Consider the following 16,505-nt stretch of genomic DNA (forward strand, 5'->3'; position numbering starts at 1 on the left):
TCCCCCGTCGAGTTCGGGTATGACCGGTCGGGGCGTTCTGGTGTACGGCAGCCTGCTCCACGAGCCCACGCTGGCGGCAACGTTCTCCGAGGGCACCGTCGCCGACGCGGTCCCGGTCGAAGTCGACGGCTATCGCCGCCGGTTCGACAAGGCCTCGGCCTACCGCGAGGGCGACGGTGGCGAGACGGCCATCCTGAACGCTGCGCCCGATCCCGAGAGCTGGCTCAACGCCGTGCTCGTCCCGGACGTTCCCGAGGGCGAGTTCGAGGAGTACGAGCGGCGGGAGTTTCGCTACGAACTGGTCGACGTGCCGGCGAACGACGTGACGCCCTACTTCGAGGCCGACGAGCCTGTCGTCGAGCCCCTCGACGAGCGTCTGATCGCGACGAGCGATGGCGGGCTCGACGATCCCGAGCCGATTCCCTACTACGCCGACCAGTGCGTGGAGGGTGCCAGGGGCTGGGGCGAGAAGTTCCTGGCCGACTTTCTGGTGACGACCGATCGGGTGTGAGAGAGCGAACGCGCGTCTCACTCACTCCGTGGGGTACTCCCGGCCGAAACGTGGGATCGAAACATCAAAATATTGCTCTCAGAGGATCTAAACACCGTTCTCAGTGCTCCCGAGCGCAACGGAGTCGACGTCGGAGGGAATCACCAGCACACCCGCAGTCGCGGTCCGACACATCGAGATCACATTTGCGCCGCGGTGCGCGATCGCCATCTTCCTCAGATGGCAGGTTGCACGCATCTGCTCGCCGCTCTCGTGTTCGACTACGACGCCATCTTCGGAGGGATCGAAACTCGCTCGACGAGAGACTACGTCGTAATCGGTGGGTGTCTCGACCTTCACTGAGAGTTCCTGTTTCCATCCGGGCGGGTCGAGTCGTTCACGCCGCTCACTGAGAGCCGGGCTCTCCCACCGTAGTCGATGGACGCCGCTGGATTCAGCACGACCGCCAGACTCGCTCATCGACGGGGCGTTTCAACGGCGCGATGTCTTCCATTCCACGTCAGAGGGGGTATAGACTGGCCTCCTTTGTCGTCTGCGGGCTCTCTAACACTCCTTCGGGAGGTGGTACAGTTCGGGAGCGGCGAGCGTTCCAGCGACTTCCAGTGGTTGGTCATAGCCGAATACCGGGTCTCCCTTGTAATCTTCACCGAACTGTGTCTCGAATATCAGGTAAATTGCCCGCCCGACCTCGATGAATCGCGACCGTAGCTCGGGGGATGGATCTGTGACGAAGTCGTCGATCGAGGTGCCAAATTCGTCGGTGAGCCGTTCGATCTGATAGCCACGATTGCCGTTACACCCGAGGGGGGCTCCCGCAGGCTTGCTTTTGTCCTGCTCCCCGTTTTCGACCACCGATAAGGCGGAGCCGACGAGGGCTTTCCGGAGTTCCCCGTCCTTGAGTAGCTCTTGTTCCCGCATCTTCGCCGCTTTTCGGTAGTCGAGGGCCGTGACAAAGTGTTCGGGAAACTGTTTCAGCGGTCGGCCCTGTGTCCCGTGCATCGTGTAGAAATCCGTGGACAGCGGTTCCCGGTAGACGCTCTCGGCTGGTCTCCGAAGCGTATCGCGTAGATACCACGGATTGAATGGCGGCCTATCGACGTATCGTAGTTGGACCCCATCGTCGGTTTCGAACATGAGGAGGTACAGAGTCGTTCGCATCTCCCCGAAAGTCCCGACCCGTTCCATTGCGACCGGCGGGCTAGCGCCCGTGTTCCGGATCGTCTCCGGCTTGAGGTCGTCGTAGCGGGCTGGGACAGGGTTTACCGCGAGGATTGGAGAGAGACTGTAGGCTGGGAAATCGTAGTCGAGTTCTTCGATGGCGTATTTTGCAATATTCGTCACGATATTACTCGGGAACTCAGCCCCTGAAACGTCGTCCTCGGCGGCGATTAACGCCTCCGTGAACGCGACCGCTCCGCTCGTCTCGGCACTCTCATACCTCTCTTGGGTCCGGGTGATGATTTCGTCTGGTGTGCCGGGGGTTCCATCTGTTGGCTGTACCGTCTCACCGGCCATGTAGGCCTCGGCATATTCGACATCGTTCAATCGGAGTTCTTCCCAGTCAGCTTCCGTGCGCGTGTTCTCGATTACCTGCCAGTCCGCAGCGTCCGCTGGTGGTGGGGAATGCTCGGCGACAGCGCCGAGTGTTCCGGACGTATCCTCGAAAACGTATCTGAACCGTTGATCTTCCGGTGGGCCGGTCCGGTCGCTCCCGTCGTCGTCCGAACTGGAGCATCCCGCGAGTGCGCTCCCGAGCCCGACGATGGCTCCCGCCTGAAAGTGAGAGAGGAAATTACGTCGATACACGTGTTGGACTACTCGGGATAATGTAAAGATTCTTGGGGATTTTTGTGGGTGCGATAGTCCCGCGTAACGTACTCACAGAACCGATATTTCGACGTGAGAGGTCTGAGCAGTAGGTGGTGCATTCAAGCCGCACCTCGGAATGTATCCGGTCACTCGCCTAGCAGTACTGGTCCAGCACGTGTAGCGTTCAGTTCGCAACTGGGATTTTCTGCTGTCCTCAGCGTCATTATAGCCGTCTTCGACGATCTGGCAGACAGATGGATAGTCAACATCTTCGCCCTCTGGTATTACGACTTTTCCGAGAGTCGAGTTATCAACCATGAAGGCATACCGGGTGAGAGTCGATCGCATGCACTCCTGGGGGCCCACTCCCAGCTGGCTTCAGCCGCTGTCCTGATGACTGGCCATGTCTATCACCCGGGGTGTGAATTCACCCCGGAGAGACAGATCCGATCGTGACAAAGAAGGGAACCACTTCGCGGCGGCGGTAGTCCTCGGTCTGCATCTGCCGGATTACGTCACGGCCCATCTCGCGCCAGGCCGCTCGGAGGTCGTCGACGTCCTCGGGCGTGGCGTCGCCGGCGAGCATCGTCTCCCGATCGACTTCCAGGCCGTCGCCGCTGGCCTTCCGGCGGGCCGCCTGGACAGCCTGCTCGGAATAAGGTGGGTCGATCCGGCGCTCGTGATCGTACCGGGAAGTCCGGACGTCGGACAGGCCGACGTCCTCGAAGACGTCGGCCGCGTCGGCGCCGAGGGCGGCGTTCGTGGAGACGCCGTCGAGATACATCTCTCGCGCGCGTCGCGAGAGGCGGGCCTCGGGGTCGGCCGACGAGGTCACCGACACCGCGGCGTTGTCGGGTTCGATCGCCGCGACCAGGTCCGTGGAGACGCGCCGGAACTCCGCCACCGCGGCGGCCGGATCGGGGAGGTTGACCAGCAGCGCCTGACAGACCACCAGGTCGAAACTGTCGTCGGCAAAGGGCAGCCGGACGGCGTCGCCCTGCACTCTCGGCGAGTCGACCGACGCGAGGAGTTCCCGGTCGGCGTCGAGGCCGACGACCGTCCCCGGCGATTCCTCGCGGAGGACCCGAGTGAGTTCGCCCGTTCCGCAGCCGACGTCCAGGACGCGCTCGCGGGAGGGGAGGGCGAGCCCGTCGAGGGCGGCCCGGGAGTCGTCCCACATCCCGACTCTGGTCGCCTCCAGGTACTCGGCGCTGAACTGGCGCACACCCCCGATTGACGCGAGCGAGGCAAAAACCGTCCGGTGTTCGATTATTTCCTTCGTGTGAATTTGGTTATTTTCACACGAAGGCAATTATTCGTCTTCCCGGAGTTCCTTGACGCGTTCGACGTTCCAGGCGAAGCCGCGGCCGTCCTCGGTGGGCGTCTCGAGGACCAGCGGGACGTCGCGGATGGCGTCGTGGTTGACGAACGCGCGCATGCCGTCGTCGCCGATCAGGCCCTCGCCCACGTGGGCATGTTCGTCCTTGTTCGTGCCGCAGTCGTGTTTCGAGTCGTTGAGGTGGACGCAGGCCAGGTCCTCGAGGCCGACCACGTCGTCGAACTCCGCGAGGGTGTCGTCGACGGCCTCGGGCGTCGAGAGGTCGTAGCCCGCGGCGAAGGCGTGGGCTGTGTCCAGACAGAACTCGATGTCCTGGTCGGTGCGTTTGCGGACACCCGCGAGGTGCTCGAACTCGCCGCCGAGTTTGGTGCCGCTGCCCGCGTCGCTCTCGACGAGGATCGTCACACCGTCTGGGACGTCCAGTTCGTCCAACGCGCTCGCGGCGTTGTCCAGGCCGCCCTCGACGCCCGCACCGGTGTGGGCGCCGAGGTGGACGTTGACGTACCCGATGTCCAGTTGGTCGGCCGCGTCGAGTTCCGCCTGCATCGAGTCGATCGACTTCTGGCGGAGATCGTCTTTGGGCGTACAGAGGTTCACCAGGTACGAGGAGTGGATGACCCACGGACCGACGTCGGCCTCGGCCGAGCTGTCGCGGAACTGCGCCGCGTTGTCGGGGTCGAGATTCGGGTCCTGCCAGACCTGCGGCGAGTGTGAGAAGATCTGCCCGCAGTTGCCCTCGTACTCCAGCTGTTCGTCGACGGCGTTGTGGACGCCGCCGGCGATAGACGTGTGTGCGCCGACTCTGAGCATAGGGGCTCTGGGGGGCAGGGGAGCAAAGTGGCTTCGATGCGAGACGACGCTGCGCGATCACATCGGTGAGCGGGGTTCGGTCCATCACGTTCGACGATAGTCTAAATTTCATCCAAGAGGAAATTACTAAATGCATCAACGCAGAATAGTTAGTTACCAGGGTGAAAACGGTGGGCAGATATCCGAAGGCGGTCCGGGCAGCCAGTATCAAGTGTATCGATTGCAACGCGCCAGTCGTCGAGACGGTCGACCGGGCGTACGTGTGTGCCGAGTGTGGGAGCTCGCCGATCCGGTCGCGCACCGGACGGGACGGCAGGTGATCCAGCGGTCATGTCGAACGCGTCTGATACGCCGCACGACCAGTCCGGTGTGAACGCCGAGGCCACGGCGGACGCGGATCCCATCGCCGAGCGCACGCCGGAGACGGATCTGAGCGGCGACGAACTGCTGGTGGGTGCAGACAGCGACCAGACGCCGAGCCTGACGATCGTGATGCCCACGCTCAACGAGGAGCAGGGCATCGAGGAGTGCATCCAGCGGGCCAAACGCGCCATCGAGGAACTGGGCGTCGTCGCCGAGATCGTGATCAGCGACAGCTCGACCGATCGCACGCCCGAGATCGCTCGCGAGATGGGGGCCATCGTCGTCGAGCCGACCGAGAGCGGCTACGGCAACGCCTACAAGTACGGCTTCGAGCACGCCCGCGGGGAGTACGTCGCCATCGGCGACGCCGACACGACCTACGACTTCGAGGAGCTCCCGAAGCTCGTCCGGCTCGCGACCCGCGAGGACGTCGACATCGCGATGGGGAGCCGGCTGGAAGGCGAGATCAAGGACGGGGCGATGCCGCCCCTGCACCGCTACGTCGGCAACCCCCTCCTGACCACCTTCCTGAACACGTTCTACGACGCCGGGGTGAGCGACGCCCACAGCGGGTTCCGCGTCATCGACGGCGACGCGCTGGACGAACTGGCCCTCGAGACCGGCGGCATGGAGTTCGCCAGCGAGATGGTGATGGACGCCGCCGCCCAGGACATGAACATCGAGGAGGTGCCGATCACCTACCACGAACGGGAGGGGGAGGCGACCCTCGACAGCTTCCGGGACGGCTGGCGACACGTGAAGTTCATGCTCGTCAACGCCCCAGGCTACCTCTTCTCGCTGCCGGCTGCGCTGTTCGCGCTGCTGGGCGTCTCCATCATGGCACTCTCGCTCGTCGGCGCGCAGTTCGGCGCCGTGACCTTCGGGCTCCAGACGATGATCGGCGGCAGCCTGATCACCATCGTCGGCTACCAGGTCGGTAGCCTCGCGATGTTCAGCTCCATCGCGACCGACCCCATCCGGGAACCGCGCGACCCGATCACGCAGTGGATCCGGAACCGGTTCCAGCTCGAACACGGGGCGTCAGTGGGGGTCGTCCTCTTCGTCGCCGGCGCGCTCGTCCTGAGCTACGCCGTCGTCGGCTGGACGATCACCGGCTACGCCGCCGTCCCGTCGGCGACCGTCAACCTGCTCGCCTCGACCGTGACGCTGCTGGGCGTCCAGACCGTCTTCTGTTCCTTCTTCCTCAGCATGCTGGCGACCTCCGGCGACGCGGCCTGAAGCCGCGTCTTCCCGTCGTCCCGACCTCCGAATTCAGTCGCTGATAACCGGGAAGTTCGATTTATATACGAGTGTTGGGACTCGGAAGTAATGAGTTCACAGCGAGGCCCCCTCGGGTACAGTATCGCCGTCTGTCGTATCCTCGTCCTGCTCGCGGTGTACGTCGCGGCCCTGGCGGGCCTGACCGTCGCGGCGACGGGCAAGCGGACCCTCGGCCGGATCCGATCGGCCGGCGGCCAGGTCGTCGGTCGCCGCTCGCGGCCGCGCTCGTCGCGTCGTTGAGGTCACTCCGCAGAGCGTTTCGGCGAACGCAGAGAATCGAAGACGCCTCGTTCTCGCAGTCGCAGCCCGGTTCGAATCCGCGATGGGGAGCGCTCGTTACCGTCGCCGACCGGCCAGCAGCGCGAGCGCAGTCAGCGCGAGGGCGGCTGCCGCGAGTCCGAACCCGGCGCCGTCACTGCTGGTCGTGTCGGTCGCCGCCTCGGTGCCCGGGTCGGCCGCTGCCTGACCGGGATCGGCCAGCGGGCTCCCCTCGCCTGGTTCACCGTCCTCGTCGTCGTCACCCTGGTCGCCCTCACCGGGCTGGCCCTCGCCTTCGTCCGCGTCGTCCTCGGTCGTGGTCACGCCGTCGTCGGTGCCGTCACCATCGCCTCCGTCGTCGGGTTCGTCGGCGTCATCGTCCTCGTCGTTCCCGGGATTCCTGGGCCCAGCGTCGTCACCCGCACCGCCGCCACCGGCACCGGGGTTCCCGCCGCCGGAATTGATCCGGATTTGCCCGGTCTTCGTCGCCGTTTCGTTGGGCCCCTCGCCTTCGGCCACGTAGACGTACTGGTAGGGTCCGTTCGACCAGTTGACGAACGTCTCCACGGTGAGTTCCGCCTCGGAACCGTCCTTCTCGACGGCGACCGCCGAGGCGTCGAGCGTCGCGTCGCCCGTCGAGACGGTTCCCGGCGGCTCGGTCCCGATGCTCGTCGCGACGAAGTCGATCAGGCCGGGCAGTTCGACGGTCGGTGAGACCCGGCGGTCCGAGACGTCGACGCCCATCACCGAGAGGTCGTTCTCGATCTCGCCGACGCCGTTGACCCGGTCGAGCGAGTGCTCGATGGCGACGTCCTCGGGCCGGACGTCGCCGCTGACCTCGTCGACGTTCAGTGTGGCCCGCTGGCCGACGAGGGTGGGTCGATGGTAGAGCACGAGCGCGTGCGTAACGTCGTCTTCGCCCAGGTTCGCGTCCACGTCGAAGGTGGCCTCGTCGCCGGGTGCGATCCGTGCATCCGCTGGCGAGACGTCGGCCGCCGCGCGCTGGACCGGCGCGGAGTCGACGCCGACGATCGTCACCTCGCCGTCGACGGTCGCGTCGCCGTCCGCGACCTCGAACCCGTCACCGTCCTCGACGACGGCGACGGCGAACACGTGGACGCCGCTCTCGCTCGGCGTGAAGGACGTCTCCAGGCCGCCCTCGGCGTCGAGTTCGTCGACGCCCTGGCTATCGTCCAGCAGGTCGTACGTGACGTTCTCGTTCGTCCCGGCCAGCAGGTCGGCGGCGTCACCCCCGAATCCGCCCAGGCTGAGGACCGCCCGAGCCGTTTCGGCGTCCTGCACGTTGGCCACGAGCACCTGTGCCTCCTTCCCGGCGAAGTCGCCGGTCCCGGCGCCGGTCGTATCAGGGTCCAGCGACAGCTCGATTCGCTCGCCGGTGTCGTAGACGTTCAGCTGACGCTTGTTCAGCGGCACGTCGCCGGTGCTGAACTCCTCCACGTTGACGAACGAATTCACGCTCGTGACTCGCGTCGCGCCCGGGGTCGTCGCCCGGAGCGGCAACGCGGCGCGTTTCCAGACGTCGACCTCGTCCGTGACCTGGAGGACGCTCTCGTTCTCGATCGCGACGGCCGTGTTTGCCTGGCCGTCGGACTGTGCCAGCCCGGGCTGGACGCCCGCGAACGCGAGCGCCGCGATCCCGACCGCCAGCAGACACGCCGTACCCACCCGAAGTGTCATGCGTCGTGATTTTACGCACAGTTTCTTATCGATTTGGTTTCCGCCGAGTACTGTCTGCAACCATCGAGCGGCGGATCGGCGACGGCGGGGACGTGATGGACTGGAAACAGTTTTCCGCGAGTGGGCCCTCAGTTCGAGTATGCGAACCGGACTGGTTGCGGGCTCGCTGGTCCTCGTCGCGCTGTGTCTGCTGAGCGTGGGCGCCGGTGCGGCTGCTGTCGGAACGCAGTCCGCCGACGCCGACTACAACGTGACGGTCGCAGACGCCGTCGACGGCCCGACCCGGACTATCTCCTTCGAGGGCACCACCTTCGAACTCTCCGCCGTCGCCAGGCGGGCGCCGGGTGAGTCCGTGACGGCGACGGTGAGCGCGCCAGCCGACACCGGGTACGACCTCTACCTCTACGACGCAGATCGGAGCATCCAGGCCACGGCGCGGCAGACCGGCCCCGGAGCGGCGACGTTCCAGACCGACGGGCTCGAGCCGGGGTCGTACGTGATAGCGGTCTACAAACAGGGCGAGTTCCGCGACGTGTTCCCCGTCGTCGTCACCGGGTACGACGTCGCCGTCACCGCCCCCGACGAACCCGTGACCGACCGGCGAGCCGAGATCGAGGTGGAACTCACCCCGCGCGGCGAGCGGGACCGACCCGACGCGGTCGAGGTCGTGCTGGCGAACGGGAGCGAGACGATCAGAACGACCGCGACGGCGACCGAGGGGACGCGCTACGTGGCATCGGTCCCGGTCGCCGGCCGATCGCCCGGGGAGTACCGCGTCTTCGCCGTCGCGACCGAGCGGCGCTCGGACGCGGTCGATCAGGTCCTCGGCGTCAGCGACGCGGGAACCGTCACGATCGGCGAGACGCCGGCCCCGAACGGCAGTGCGACCGACGACCGGAACCCGTCCGGAAACGAGTCGGGCAGTTCGCCCGGCGGCGCGGCGGACGTGCTCTCGCCGAACGACTCGTTCACGACGACGCGGGCGGACGGGCAGAGTACGGCCCCTGCGGCGCTGGCGGTGCTGCTCGCGGCATACGGGCTCGTGGTGGCGAGTCGCCGTCGCCGCTGAATCACCGCGGGAGGTGCCGGAGCGGCGAGACGCGAGCGACGAGGAGGCCCGCCGCGAGCGCGGCGACGAAACTGACGACCACGGCGATGGCGAATCCGCCGGCGAGGACCAGCCGGGGCGTCTGGACGAGTCCCTCGAACCCGACGACCGCCGACGCGACGGCCTCCAGGCCTGCTGCGACGGGAATCGTCAGTGCAACGCCGAGCGAACCCCCGATGATCCCGATGATCAGTGCCTCGACCAGTGCCACGCCCGCGAGCGTGCTCGCGGACGCGCCCAGCGCCTTCAACGCGGCCAGTTCCTCACGCTGCTGGGAGACCAGCGAGAGCACGAGGTTGACCGTCAGCGACAGGCCCGCGAGCACGGCGAGGACGACGAGACTGAGCCCGCCGGCGATCACGAGCGACTGGTCGCCGACGATCGAGCGCAACTGCTCGCGGTTGGTTCGCACTTCGTATTCCGGGTACTCGCGTTCGATCCGGTCCGCGACGGCGGCGGGGCTCGCGCCCTCGGTGAGCCTGACGGTGAGCAGCGAGGCTCGATCGGCGTCGGCGGTCCCGGTCAGTTCCTGCAGTTCGCTCAGGTGGAGCGCGATCGTCGGCGTCCGGAGGAATCGGGAGTAGGTCGGCGAGATCCCGACGACGGTGAACTGGCGCTCTCTGGCCTCGGCGACGGTCCCGCCGACGTGGATCCGGTCGCCGACCGAGACGTTCAGCGCCGCGGCGGCGCGCGGGCTGAGCACCGTCTCGTTCGTCCAGGGGCCGTCGTAGCTCCCGTTGGCGTAGTGGACGTCCGACGAATTGAACCCCGATCCCTCGGTCAGTTGCACGGCGTTGCTGGAGGCCGGACCGCCGACGCCGACGACCGTCTCCAGCGCCGACTCGTTCGGGCCGGCGTACACCGCCTGGAAGGAGAGTGCGGAGGCGGTCGCCACGTCCGGCATCGCCGAGACGTTCGCCGTCACGGCGTGGGCGTCGACCAGGCCGTTCTCGAAGCCGCCGACAGTCCCCGGCTGGATCCGACCCGGGCCGCCGGAGACCCAGAGGTCCCGGCCGGACTGGTCGAACTGGCGTTCGCCGGCCTCCAGCACCCCGACGCCGACGCCGGCCAGGAGCGTGGTCGCGAGCACCGCGACGACGACGCCGAAGACGGCCAGCGTCGTCCGCGTCCGGTCGTGTCGGAGCTGGGCGACGGCGATCCCGACCACGGCCCGCAGCCGCGGGATCACCGCCTGAGCACCTCCCCGACCGAACTCCGGCGGTCGAGCCAGGCCGGGTACGGCGCGGCCAGCAGCCCGATCAGGATCGCGACGGCGAGCCCGTAGCCGAGCAGGAGCGGGTGGAAGGCCGTCACCGAGTCGACGCCGAACTGCCACGCCGCGACGGCGTCGACGAGCGCCATCCCGCCCAGGCCGAGTACCAGCCCGACGAGGCCACCGCAGACGGCGACGCAGAGCACTTCACCGGCGACCAGCAGCGACCGCGATCGGGCCGAGTAGCCGACCACCGAGAAGACCGCGAGTTGCCGGCGGTCGGCGGTCACCTCCAGCCCCATCATCGTCCCGACGAAGAGGACGCCGACGACCAGCGCCGTGACGAAGGCCGCGACGGCGACCGCGAGCGAGAGGTCGTCGGTCGGCGGCCGCGACGCGAACCCTTCCTTCGCGACGACCGTCGTGTCCGGGTAGACCCCCTCGAGTTGCGACCTCACCGACGGGTCGCTCGTCGACACGAGGATCTGGCTGGCCTGATCCGATCCGGTCGTCCCCGTCAGCGACTGGAGTTCGCTCAGGTGCATAGCGACGACCGGGAGCTGCTCGCTCCCGGGATCGGTCGCCCCGTCGACGCCGACGACGGTCACGTTCCGGGCCTCCCCGCGTGCGCGTACTCGAACCCGGTCCCCCGCCGACGCGTCGAGGAGTCCCGCGGCCGCGGCGCTGAGGACCACCTCGTCGGTGCGCGGTCCGTCGTAACTCCCGTTCGCGTAGTGGGGATCGCCCGGCGTGAGCTGGCTCGTGTTGACCCCGGCGACCGTCTCCGTTCGCTCGCCCGGGATCAGGCCGACGGCGAGCGCGTATTCGCTCCCCGCGTCGCTCTCGACGGAGACGAGCCGTGGCAACACCGGCGTCACCGCGTCGATCCGATCGTCCGCGAGGAGGCGCTCGCGAGTGCGGTGGACGTCGCCGAGTTGCGGCTGGCCGACCTCGACGGTGATCGCCGAGGCCGCGCCGTCCGAAGGGACGATCCAGTAGTCGACGCCCTCGCTCTCGACGGTCGCGGGCGTCGCCAGCCCGAGCGCGACGCCGGTGACGGCGACCATCAGCCCGACGGCGAAGCCAACGCCGACGACGGCAATCAGCACTCGCCGCGAGGCCGCGCCGGTCAGGCGGCCGACGACGCGGTACGCGGCGATGCCGAGGACGCCCCGGAGCCGTCGGAGCCGCGATCCCTCTCTAGTCATCGACGCGTCCGTCCCTGAGCCGCAGGAGCCGATCCGCCCGATCCAGCGCCTGGCCGTCGTGGGAGGCGATCACGACCCCCGTGTCCTCGCCCAGCGAGGCCAGCAGATCGAGGACGCGCTCGCTCGTCGCTGTGTCGAGTTCACCCGTCGGTTCGTCCGCGACGACGAGTTCGGGGTCGGTCGCCAGCGCGCGGGCGATGGCGACTCGCTGGCGCTCCCCGCCGCTGAGTTCGCCCGGCCGATGGTCCGTCCGATCGGCCAGTCCGACCCGCTCTAAGAGTTCGGTGGCGCGTTCTCTTCGATCTCGTTTGCTCCAGCCGAGTTCGACCAGCGGGAGCGCGACGTTGGCCCGCGCGGACAGCGCGGGCAGCAGGTGGAACCGCTGGAAGACGACGCCGACGTGTTCGAGTCGCAGCCGGGCGCGACCCCGTTCGGACAGCGTCGCCGTGTCGGTCCCGGCCACGGAGACGGTCCCGCTCGTCGGCGTGTCGAGCGCTGCCAGCAGGTGCAAGAGGGTGGTCTTCCCGCTGCCGCTCGGCCCGGCGATGCCCAGGATCTCCCCCGGAGTGACCGCCATCGAGACGCCGTCGACGGCCCGGACCGCGGGACTCGACCCGTTCCGGCGACCGAGCCGTCCGCCGCGACTGTACTCCCGGACGACCGACTCACAGCGCGCGACGGCCGACCGCTCCCCCTCCCAGGACGGTGCAGCCGTCCCGTCCGGTTCGTCTGTTCGCACGTTGACGGATCATCGCGGCACGGCCTGAATAATATTCCGCCGGGCGTTCGCCCGAACCATACCCCTTATTGTTCGGCGGGATGACCTGTCGACCAAGCCAGCGTCCCCAGTCCATGCCAGACGAAAACGCCCTCGCGTCGGGTCCGCTCGGGCGACTCCGAGCCCGCGGTCTCCGGGTCGGCGACCTCGCCGTCGTCGGCCCCTTCCTCGCCATCGCCGGCAGCGAGACGGCGCTCTATCTCGGCTACCTCGACGTCACGCTGTGGGGCCACGCGCTCACGTTGCTCGCCTGCCTATTCGCGCCGCTGTGGCTCGACGGCGAGACCGCCACGTTGCGTGCGTTCGCACTCGTGCCGCTCTTTCGCCTGGTCAACCTCGGGATGCCGATCTTCTTCGTGCTGACGCTCTCCTGGTTCCCCTTCATCTACGGCCCGCTCGTCCCCGCGCTGTATCTCGTCGTCAGCGGTGACAACGATCTGAATCCCCGTGCCGGCCTCCGCTCTGCCGTCACGCTGTTTCCCGCGATCCTCCTCGGCGCGTGGCTGCTCGCCCACCTCGAGTTCGCGGTCATTCAACCCGACGGCCTCCTCCCGGCCTGGTCGCCCCTCCACGTCGCCTTCCTCGCCGTCGTGATGATCGGGTTCGTCGGCTTCGTCGAGGAGTTGCTCTTCCGCGGGATCCTCCAGCGCACGCTCGAGTCCCGGATGGGCTACTGGCCCGGCATCCTCACCGCAAGCGTCGTCTTCGGCCTGATGCACTCCGGATACAGCGACCCCAACGAGGTCGCGCTGGCGGCCGGCATCGGGCTGGCGTTTGGCCTTCTCTACGACTGGACCGACAGTCTGGCCGCCGTGACGGTCGCCCACGGCCTGCTCAACATCTTCCTGTTCGGGGCCCTGCCGATGGACGTGCTGCGACTGGGCGGGTGATGAACGCGGGCGGAAGAGAGCCGATCGGCGACGGCTTCGTGAAAACAGCGGGGGACTGAACCGAGGATGGACCGATTTAGATCAGCTGTAGCGACTCGTAGACGACGACGCCGCCGAAGGCCATCCCGAGCGGGAGGACGGTGGCGACGAGTGACCGCCGGAGGCGGGGGTTCTCGAACCGCGACGCGTCCAGCAGGTCCAGGTACGCCAGCAGGAGGACGAGCGCCGCGGCGACGAAGATGCCGCCGACGCCCAGTCCGACCGGCGAGGTCAGCGACGTCGCGCTCGCGGAGGCACTGGCCGCTGAACTGGAGGCGCTACTGGCCGAACTGGAGACGATGGCGGTCAGTCCCATTCTCTATTCCAGAGTTGGATACCGCGGCATAAATTAATTCCGGCTGGGCAATACTTTCGATCGGCACAGCCAGGAAACGATGGTCGGGATAGCCGAGGTCTATCGAACACGGAACGCTTTTCAGGTGAGTTCAACTCAGTGATAGTACGGTGACGCGGGGGACCTCGAGTCGGCAACCTGAACTGCCAGAGATCGACCTCCGAGCGCCTGCAGAGGCGGTCCGTCGATGACGGACGACGACCCGACGGACCGCCCGGAGAGTGACGGTCCCGACGGGGACGAGGCCACGAGTGGGGACCGTTCGGAGGCGGTTGCGGACGGCGCCTCGACCGGCGACGCCGAGGAATCGGTGGCGGCCGAGGAAGACGCTCCGGGACCCACTGGGCGATCGGCGTGGCTGGCCCGCGGCGAGCGCGTCCTGACCTGGGTGCTCGCGCTCGCGCTCCTCCTCTCGCTGGCCGGGGTCGTCTACGTCGCCATGGTTCCCCCGGAGACGACCGACCCCTACACCGAGTTCTATATCCTGGGCCCAGACGGCAACGCCAGCGGCTATCCGACGCAGCTGGCCCCCGGCGACACGGGCACCGTGATCGTGGGGATCACCAATCACGAGCAGCGAGACGTCGACTATCGCGTGGCCGTGACCTGGAACGGGAGTCAGTCCTTCGAGCGGAACGTATCCGTGGCCGACGAGGCGACCGAAGAGTTCCGGGTGAGCCTGTCCGCGCCCGACGAGTCGGGACGGTATCGCGTTCTCTTCCACCTGACGAACGAGGCCGGCGGCGAACCGACGCCGCCCAATCGGCTGTGGATCGACGTCGGGAACGAGACGGTCGACGCTGGAGACGAAACGGCCAACGGGACAGAGTCTCCCGAATAGTCGAGCGTCGGCGATCCAGTTCGAGGCGACGATAGCACAGCGTCCGTTCGTCGGGCGGAAGGTATTTTCAAATAGCTTGCATTCCGAACCCTTTGTCAATGGGCGGTATCGTCGCGCTCGTCGATCGATCCGGGCAGGGGGTCGACTCCGTTGCCGTCGACTCGATGGTCGAGGCGCTCTCCCATCGCGGCCCCGACGGGAGCGACCAGTGGGTCGACGGTCCATGTGGGCTGGGCCATCTGCACCACTACACGACGCCGACGGCCGGGAGGCCCGATCAGCCGCTCCGGAGGGACGACTGCGTCGTCGTCGCGGACGGCCGAGTCGACAATCGCCGCGAACTCGAGGAATTGCTCGATCTCGACGCCGGCGTGACGACCGACGCCGAGTACCTGCTGGCCGCCTACCGGAAGTGGGGGACGGCGTGTCCGGAGCACGTCGTGGGCGCCTACGCGTTCGCGATCTGGGACGAAAGCAGACGACGGCTGTTCTGTGCGCGGGACCACGCCGGAATCCGGCCGTGCTACGTGGCAACCGGGGACGGACGGGTCGCCGTCGCCTCCGAGATACGAGCGCTCCGGCGACTCCCGTTCGTCTCGACGGCTCTCGACGAGATCGCGGTAGGCGACTTCCTGGTCGGAGACCCGGCCGACACGGAGCGGACGTTCTTCGAGGACGTGACGCGCCTGCCACCGGGGCACGCGCTGGTCGCGACCGACGACGAGGTGCGCACGTGGCAGTACTGGAGCCTCGACCCGACCGTGGAGATCAGCATGGAGTCGGACGAGGCCTACGCCGCGGCGTTCAAACAGCTGTTCGAGCGGGCCGTCCAGTGTCGGTTGCGTCGCCCGCCTGAGGGACGGGTCGGGTCGACGCTGAGCGGCGGGCTCGATTCCTCCGCCATCGCCACCGTGGCCCAGCGGTTCACGCCCGCCGAGACCGGCCCGTTCCCGACGGTTTCACTTTCCTTCGAGGGCATCCCGGGCGTCGACGAGACCGCGTACGCCGAGTCTGTCCTCGAGACCGGTGACTTCGACGGCCGGTTCGTCGCGGCGGCGGACCTCCACCCTTTCCGGGACGTCGACCGTGTCCTGACCGCCCAGGAGACACCCTTCTTCGCGAACAGCCTCTTCCTGCACTGGGGGATGTACGGGACAGCCGCCGACATGGACGTCCGAGTCATGCTCGACGGATACGGCGGCGACGAGACGCTGGGTCGGGGCGTCGCGTATTTGGCCGGGCTGGCTCGCAGTGGCCAGCTCCGTCGACTCGCAGCGGAGATACCCGCGACCGCCGACAGGCGGGGAGAGTCCGTGAGGACGGTGCTCCTGAACGAGGTCGTTGCCCCGCTGGTACCGGAGCCGCTGTGGCGAGCCCGGCGACTCGTCCGTGGAGAGTCCGATCCGCTGGCGGATCGGACGTCGGTCCTCAATACCGACTTCACAGATCGGATCGGAATCCGCAAGCGACTGCAACGACGGGAGGAACCACCGCCAAAGACTGTCCGGGACGACCACCGCTGGCTGGTGACACAGGGGCTGCTGTCTCGGGATCTGGTCGCCGCCAACAAGGCCGGGATCGCGTTCGGCATCGAGCCGCGGTTCCCGTTCCTGGATCGGCGGCTCGTGGAGTTCTGTCTGGCGCTGCCCGCGGACCAGAAGTTCCGGCGGGGGTGGGAGCGATTCGTCCTCCGCCGGGCGCTGGGCGAGTACCTGCCATCGGACGTCCGCTGGCGCGAGGACAAGGCCGACCTGCGCCCGTGTTTCCTCGAGGGACTTCGGACACACGACGCCGAGCGACTCCGGAGTCTCGCTGGGGAGGAAGAGGAAGTAGAGACGTGGCGATACGTCGACCGCGCGGCGTTCGGGACGAACGTGGACGCCTTCCTCGACGGCCGTGACCTGAACGCCCGCAGGGCGGTCTGGCGACCCGCACTGCTGGGATCGTGGTTACGGCGGCGCCGGAACACCTGACGGTGGCGACGCAACTGTTGCCGGGAAAGCA

Annotated in this window: 16 protein-coding genes; 7 read left to right on the plus strand and 9 right to left on the minus strand. The window is 67.5% G+C overall.

What is annotated here, in order from left to right:
* The first annotated feature begins 19 nt into the window (after positions 1-19).
* Positions 20-511 (plus strand): hypothetical protein, encoded by a 492-nt coding sequence (locus U5918_RS06300; protein ID WP_336000287.1) that lies wholly within the window; start codon positions 20-22, stop codon positions 509-511.
* Between the two features lie 87 nt (positions 512-598).
* On the opposite strand, the gene U5918_RS06305 is transcribed toward U5918_RS06300, so the two are convergent.
* The 4 genes from U5918_RS06305 to U5918_RS06320 all read right to left on the minus strand — a co-directional run bounded on the left by U5918_RS06305 (position 599) and on the right by U5918_RS06320 (position 4,469).
* Entirely contained in the window at positions 599-970 is a 372-nt protein-coding gene (locus U5918_RS06305) for a hypothetical protein (RefSeq protein WP_336000288.1), read from the minus strand.
* 84 nt (positions 971-1,054) lie between these two features.
* Complete coding sequence (locus U5918_RS06310) at positions 1,055-2,317, minus strand: hypothetical protein (protein WP_336000290.1); 1,263 nt, start codon at positions 2,315-2,317, stop codon at positions 1,055-1,057.
* Positions 2,318-2,747: 430 nt separating this feature from the next.
* On the minus strand, positions 2,748-3,545 hold the full coding sequence (locus U5918_RS06315) for a class I SAM-dependent methyltransferase (RefSeq protein WP_418771173.1): 798 nt from the start codon (positions 3,543-3,545) through the stop codon (positions 2,748-2,750).
* A gap of 87 nt (positions 3,546-3,632) precedes the next feature.
* The gene (locus tag U5918_RS06320; protein ID WP_336000292.1) at positions 3,633-4,469 is read right to left on the minus strand and encodes a deoxyribonuclease IV; all 837 of its coding nucleotides are present in this window, start codon (positions 4,467-4,469) and stop codon (positions 3,633-3,635) included.
* A gap of 330 nt (positions 4,470-4,799) precedes the next feature.
* Here U5918_RS06320 and U5918_RS06325 point away from each other — a divergent pair, with 330 nt between their 5' ends.
* Both U5918_RS06325 and U5918_RS06330 read left to right on the plus strand, forming a co-directional pair.
* Entirely contained in the window at positions 4,800-6,071 is a 1,272-nt protein-coding gene (locus U5918_RS06325) for a glycosyltransferase family 2 protein (protein WP_336000294.1), read from the plus strand.
* A 90-nt stretch (positions 6,072-6,161) separates the two neighbouring features.
* The gene (locus U5918_RS06330; protein WP_336000296.1) at positions 6,162-6,353 is read left to right on the plus strand and encodes a hypothetical protein; all 192 of its coding nucleotides are present in this window, start codon (positions 6,162-6,164) and stop codon (positions 6,351-6,353) included.
* Positions 6,354-6,449: 96 nt separating this feature from the next.
* On the opposite strand, the gene U5918_RS06335 is transcribed toward U5918_RS06330, so the two are convergent.
* Positions 6,450-8,069, minus strand: coding sequence for a hypothetical protein (locus U5918_RS06335; RefSeq protein WP_336000298.1), 1,620 nt, complete (start codon positions 8,067-8,069; stop codon positions 6,450-6,452).
* 139 nt (positions 8,070-8,208) lie between these two features.
* On the opposite strand from U5918_RS06335, the gene U5918_RS06340 reads away from it, so the two are divergent.
* On the plus strand, positions 8,209-9,138 hold the full coding sequence (locus U5918_RS06340; RefSeq protein ID WP_336000300.1) for a hypothetical protein: 930 nt from the start codon (positions 8,209-8,211) through the stop codon (positions 9,136-9,138).
* A 1-nt stretch (position 9,139) separates the two neighbouring features.
* On the opposite strand, the gene U5918_RS06345 is transcribed toward U5918_RS06340, so the two are convergent.
* From U5918_RS06345 to U5918_RS06355, 3 genes are read right to left on the minus strand one after another with little or no spacing between them, the layout of a single operon-like run.
* Positions 9,140-10,366, minus strand: a complete 1,227-nt coding sequence (locus tag U5918_RS06345; RefSeq protein ID WP_336000302.1) for an ABC transporter permease — start codon at positions 10,364-10,366, stop codon at positions 9,140-9,142.
* Positions 10,363-11,598: an ABC transporter permease gene (locus U5918_RS06350; protein WP_336000303.1), complete on the minus strand. Its 1,236-nt coding sequence runs from the start codon at positions 11,596-11,598 to the stop codon at positions 10,363-10,365. The genes U5918_RS06345 and U5918_RS06350 overlap by 4 nt, the downstream gene beginning before the upstream one ends.
* Positions 11,591-12,337: an ABC transporter ATP-binding protein gene (locus tag U5918_RS06355; protein ID WP_336000305.1), complete on the minus strand. Its 747-nt coding sequence runs from the start codon at positions 12,335-12,337 to the stop codon at positions 11,591-11,593. Before U5918_RS06355 ends, U5918_RS06350 begins: the two co-directional genes overlap by 8 nt.
* 113 nt (positions 12,338-12,450) lie before the next feature.
* Between U5918_RS06355 and U5918_RS06360 the strand changes: the two genes are divergently transcribed.
* Positions 12,451-13,266, plus strand: coding sequence for a CPBP family intramembrane glutamic endopeptidase (locus U5918_RS06360; RefSeq protein ID WP_336000307.1), 816 nt, complete (start codon positions 12,451-12,453; stop codon positions 13,264-13,266).
* Between the two features lie 76 nt (positions 13,267-13,342).
* On the opposite strand, the gene U5918_RS06365 is transcribed toward U5918_RS06360, so the two are convergent.
* The gene (locus tag U5918_RS06365; protein WP_336000308.1) at positions 13,343-13,621 is read right to left on the minus strand and encodes a hypothetical protein; all 279 of its coding nucleotides are present in this window, start codon (positions 13,619-13,621) and stop codon (positions 13,343-13,345) included.
* A gap of 226 nt (positions 13,622-13,847) precedes the next feature.
* Between U5918_RS06365 and U5918_RS06370 the strand changes: the two genes are divergently transcribed.
* Both U5918_RS06370 and asnB read left to right on the plus strand, forming a co-directional pair.
* Complete coding sequence (locus tag U5918_RS06370) at positions 13,848-14,501, plus strand: DUF1616 domain-containing protein (protein WP_336000309.1); 654 nt, start codon at positions 13,848-13,850, stop codon at positions 14,499-14,501.
* A 98-nt stretch (positions 14,502-14,599) separates the two neighbouring features.
* Positions 14,600-16,474 carry an asparagine synthase (glutamine-hydrolyzing) gene (asnB, locus tag U5918_RS06375; protein ID WP_336000310.1) on the plus strand — a complete coding sequence of 625 codons (1,875 nt, stop codon included), beginning with the start codon at positions 14,600-14,602 and terminating at the stop codon, positions 16,472-16,474.
* Positions 16,475-16,505 lie beyond the last annotated feature (31 nt).

It is taken from the genome of Halorientalis sp. LT38, assembly GCF_037031225.1.
Classification (GTDB): Archaea; Halobacteriota; Halobacteria; order Halobacteriales; family Haloarculaceae; genus Halorientalis; species Halorientalis halophila.

Bases quoted from the DNA above. Each gene is read 5' to 3' on its own strand.
- U5918_RS06340 (WP_336000300.1), top strand. From the start codon at position 8,209: ATGCGAACCGGACTGGTTGCGGGCTCGCTGGTCCTCGTCGCGCTGTGT.
- U5918_RS06330 (WP_336000296.1), top strand. From the start codon at position 6,162: ATGAGTTCACAGCGAGGCCCCCTCGGGTACAGTATCGCCGTCTGTCGT.
- U5918_RS06350 (WP_336000303.1), bottom strand. From the start codon at position 11,598: ATGACTAGAGAGGGATCGCGGCTCCGACGGCTCCGGGGCGTCCTCGGC.
- U5918_RS06370 (WP_336000309.1), top strand. From the start codon at position 13,848: ATGACGGACGACGACCCGACGGACCGCCCGGAGAGTGACGGTCCCGAC.
- U5918_RS06305 (WP_336000288.1), bottom strand. From the start codon at position 970: ATGAGCGAGTCTGGCGGTCGTGCTGAATCCAGCGGCGTCCATCGACTA.
- U5918_RS06325 (WP_336000294.1), top strand. From the start codon at position 4,800: ATGTCGAACGCGTCTGATACGCCGCACGACCAGTCCGGTGTGAACGCC.
- U5918_RS06300 (WP_336000287.1), top strand. From the start codon at position 20: ATGACCGGTCGGGGCGTTCTGGTGTACGGCAGCCTGCTCCACGAGCCC.
- U5918_RS06360 (WP_336000307.1), top strand. From the start codon at position 12,451: ATGCCAGACGAAAACGCCCTCGCGTCGGGTCCGCTCGGGCGACTCCGA.
- U5918_RS06335 (WP_336000298.1), bottom strand. From the start codon at position 8,069: ATGACACTTCGGGTGGGTACGGCGTGTCTGCTGGCGGTCGGGATCGCG.
- U5918_RS06365 (WP_336000308.1), bottom strand. From the start codon at position 13,621: ATGGGACTGACCGCCATCGTCTCCAGTTCGGCCAGTAGCGCCTCCAGT.
- asnB (WP_336000310.1), top strand. From the start codon at position 14,600: ATGGGCGGTATCGTCGCGCTCGTCGATCGATCCGGGCAGGGGGTCGAC.
- U5918_RS06320 (WP_336000292.1), bottom strand. From the start codon at position 4,469: ATGCTCAGAGTCGGCGCACACACGTCTATCGCCGGCGGCGTCCACAAC.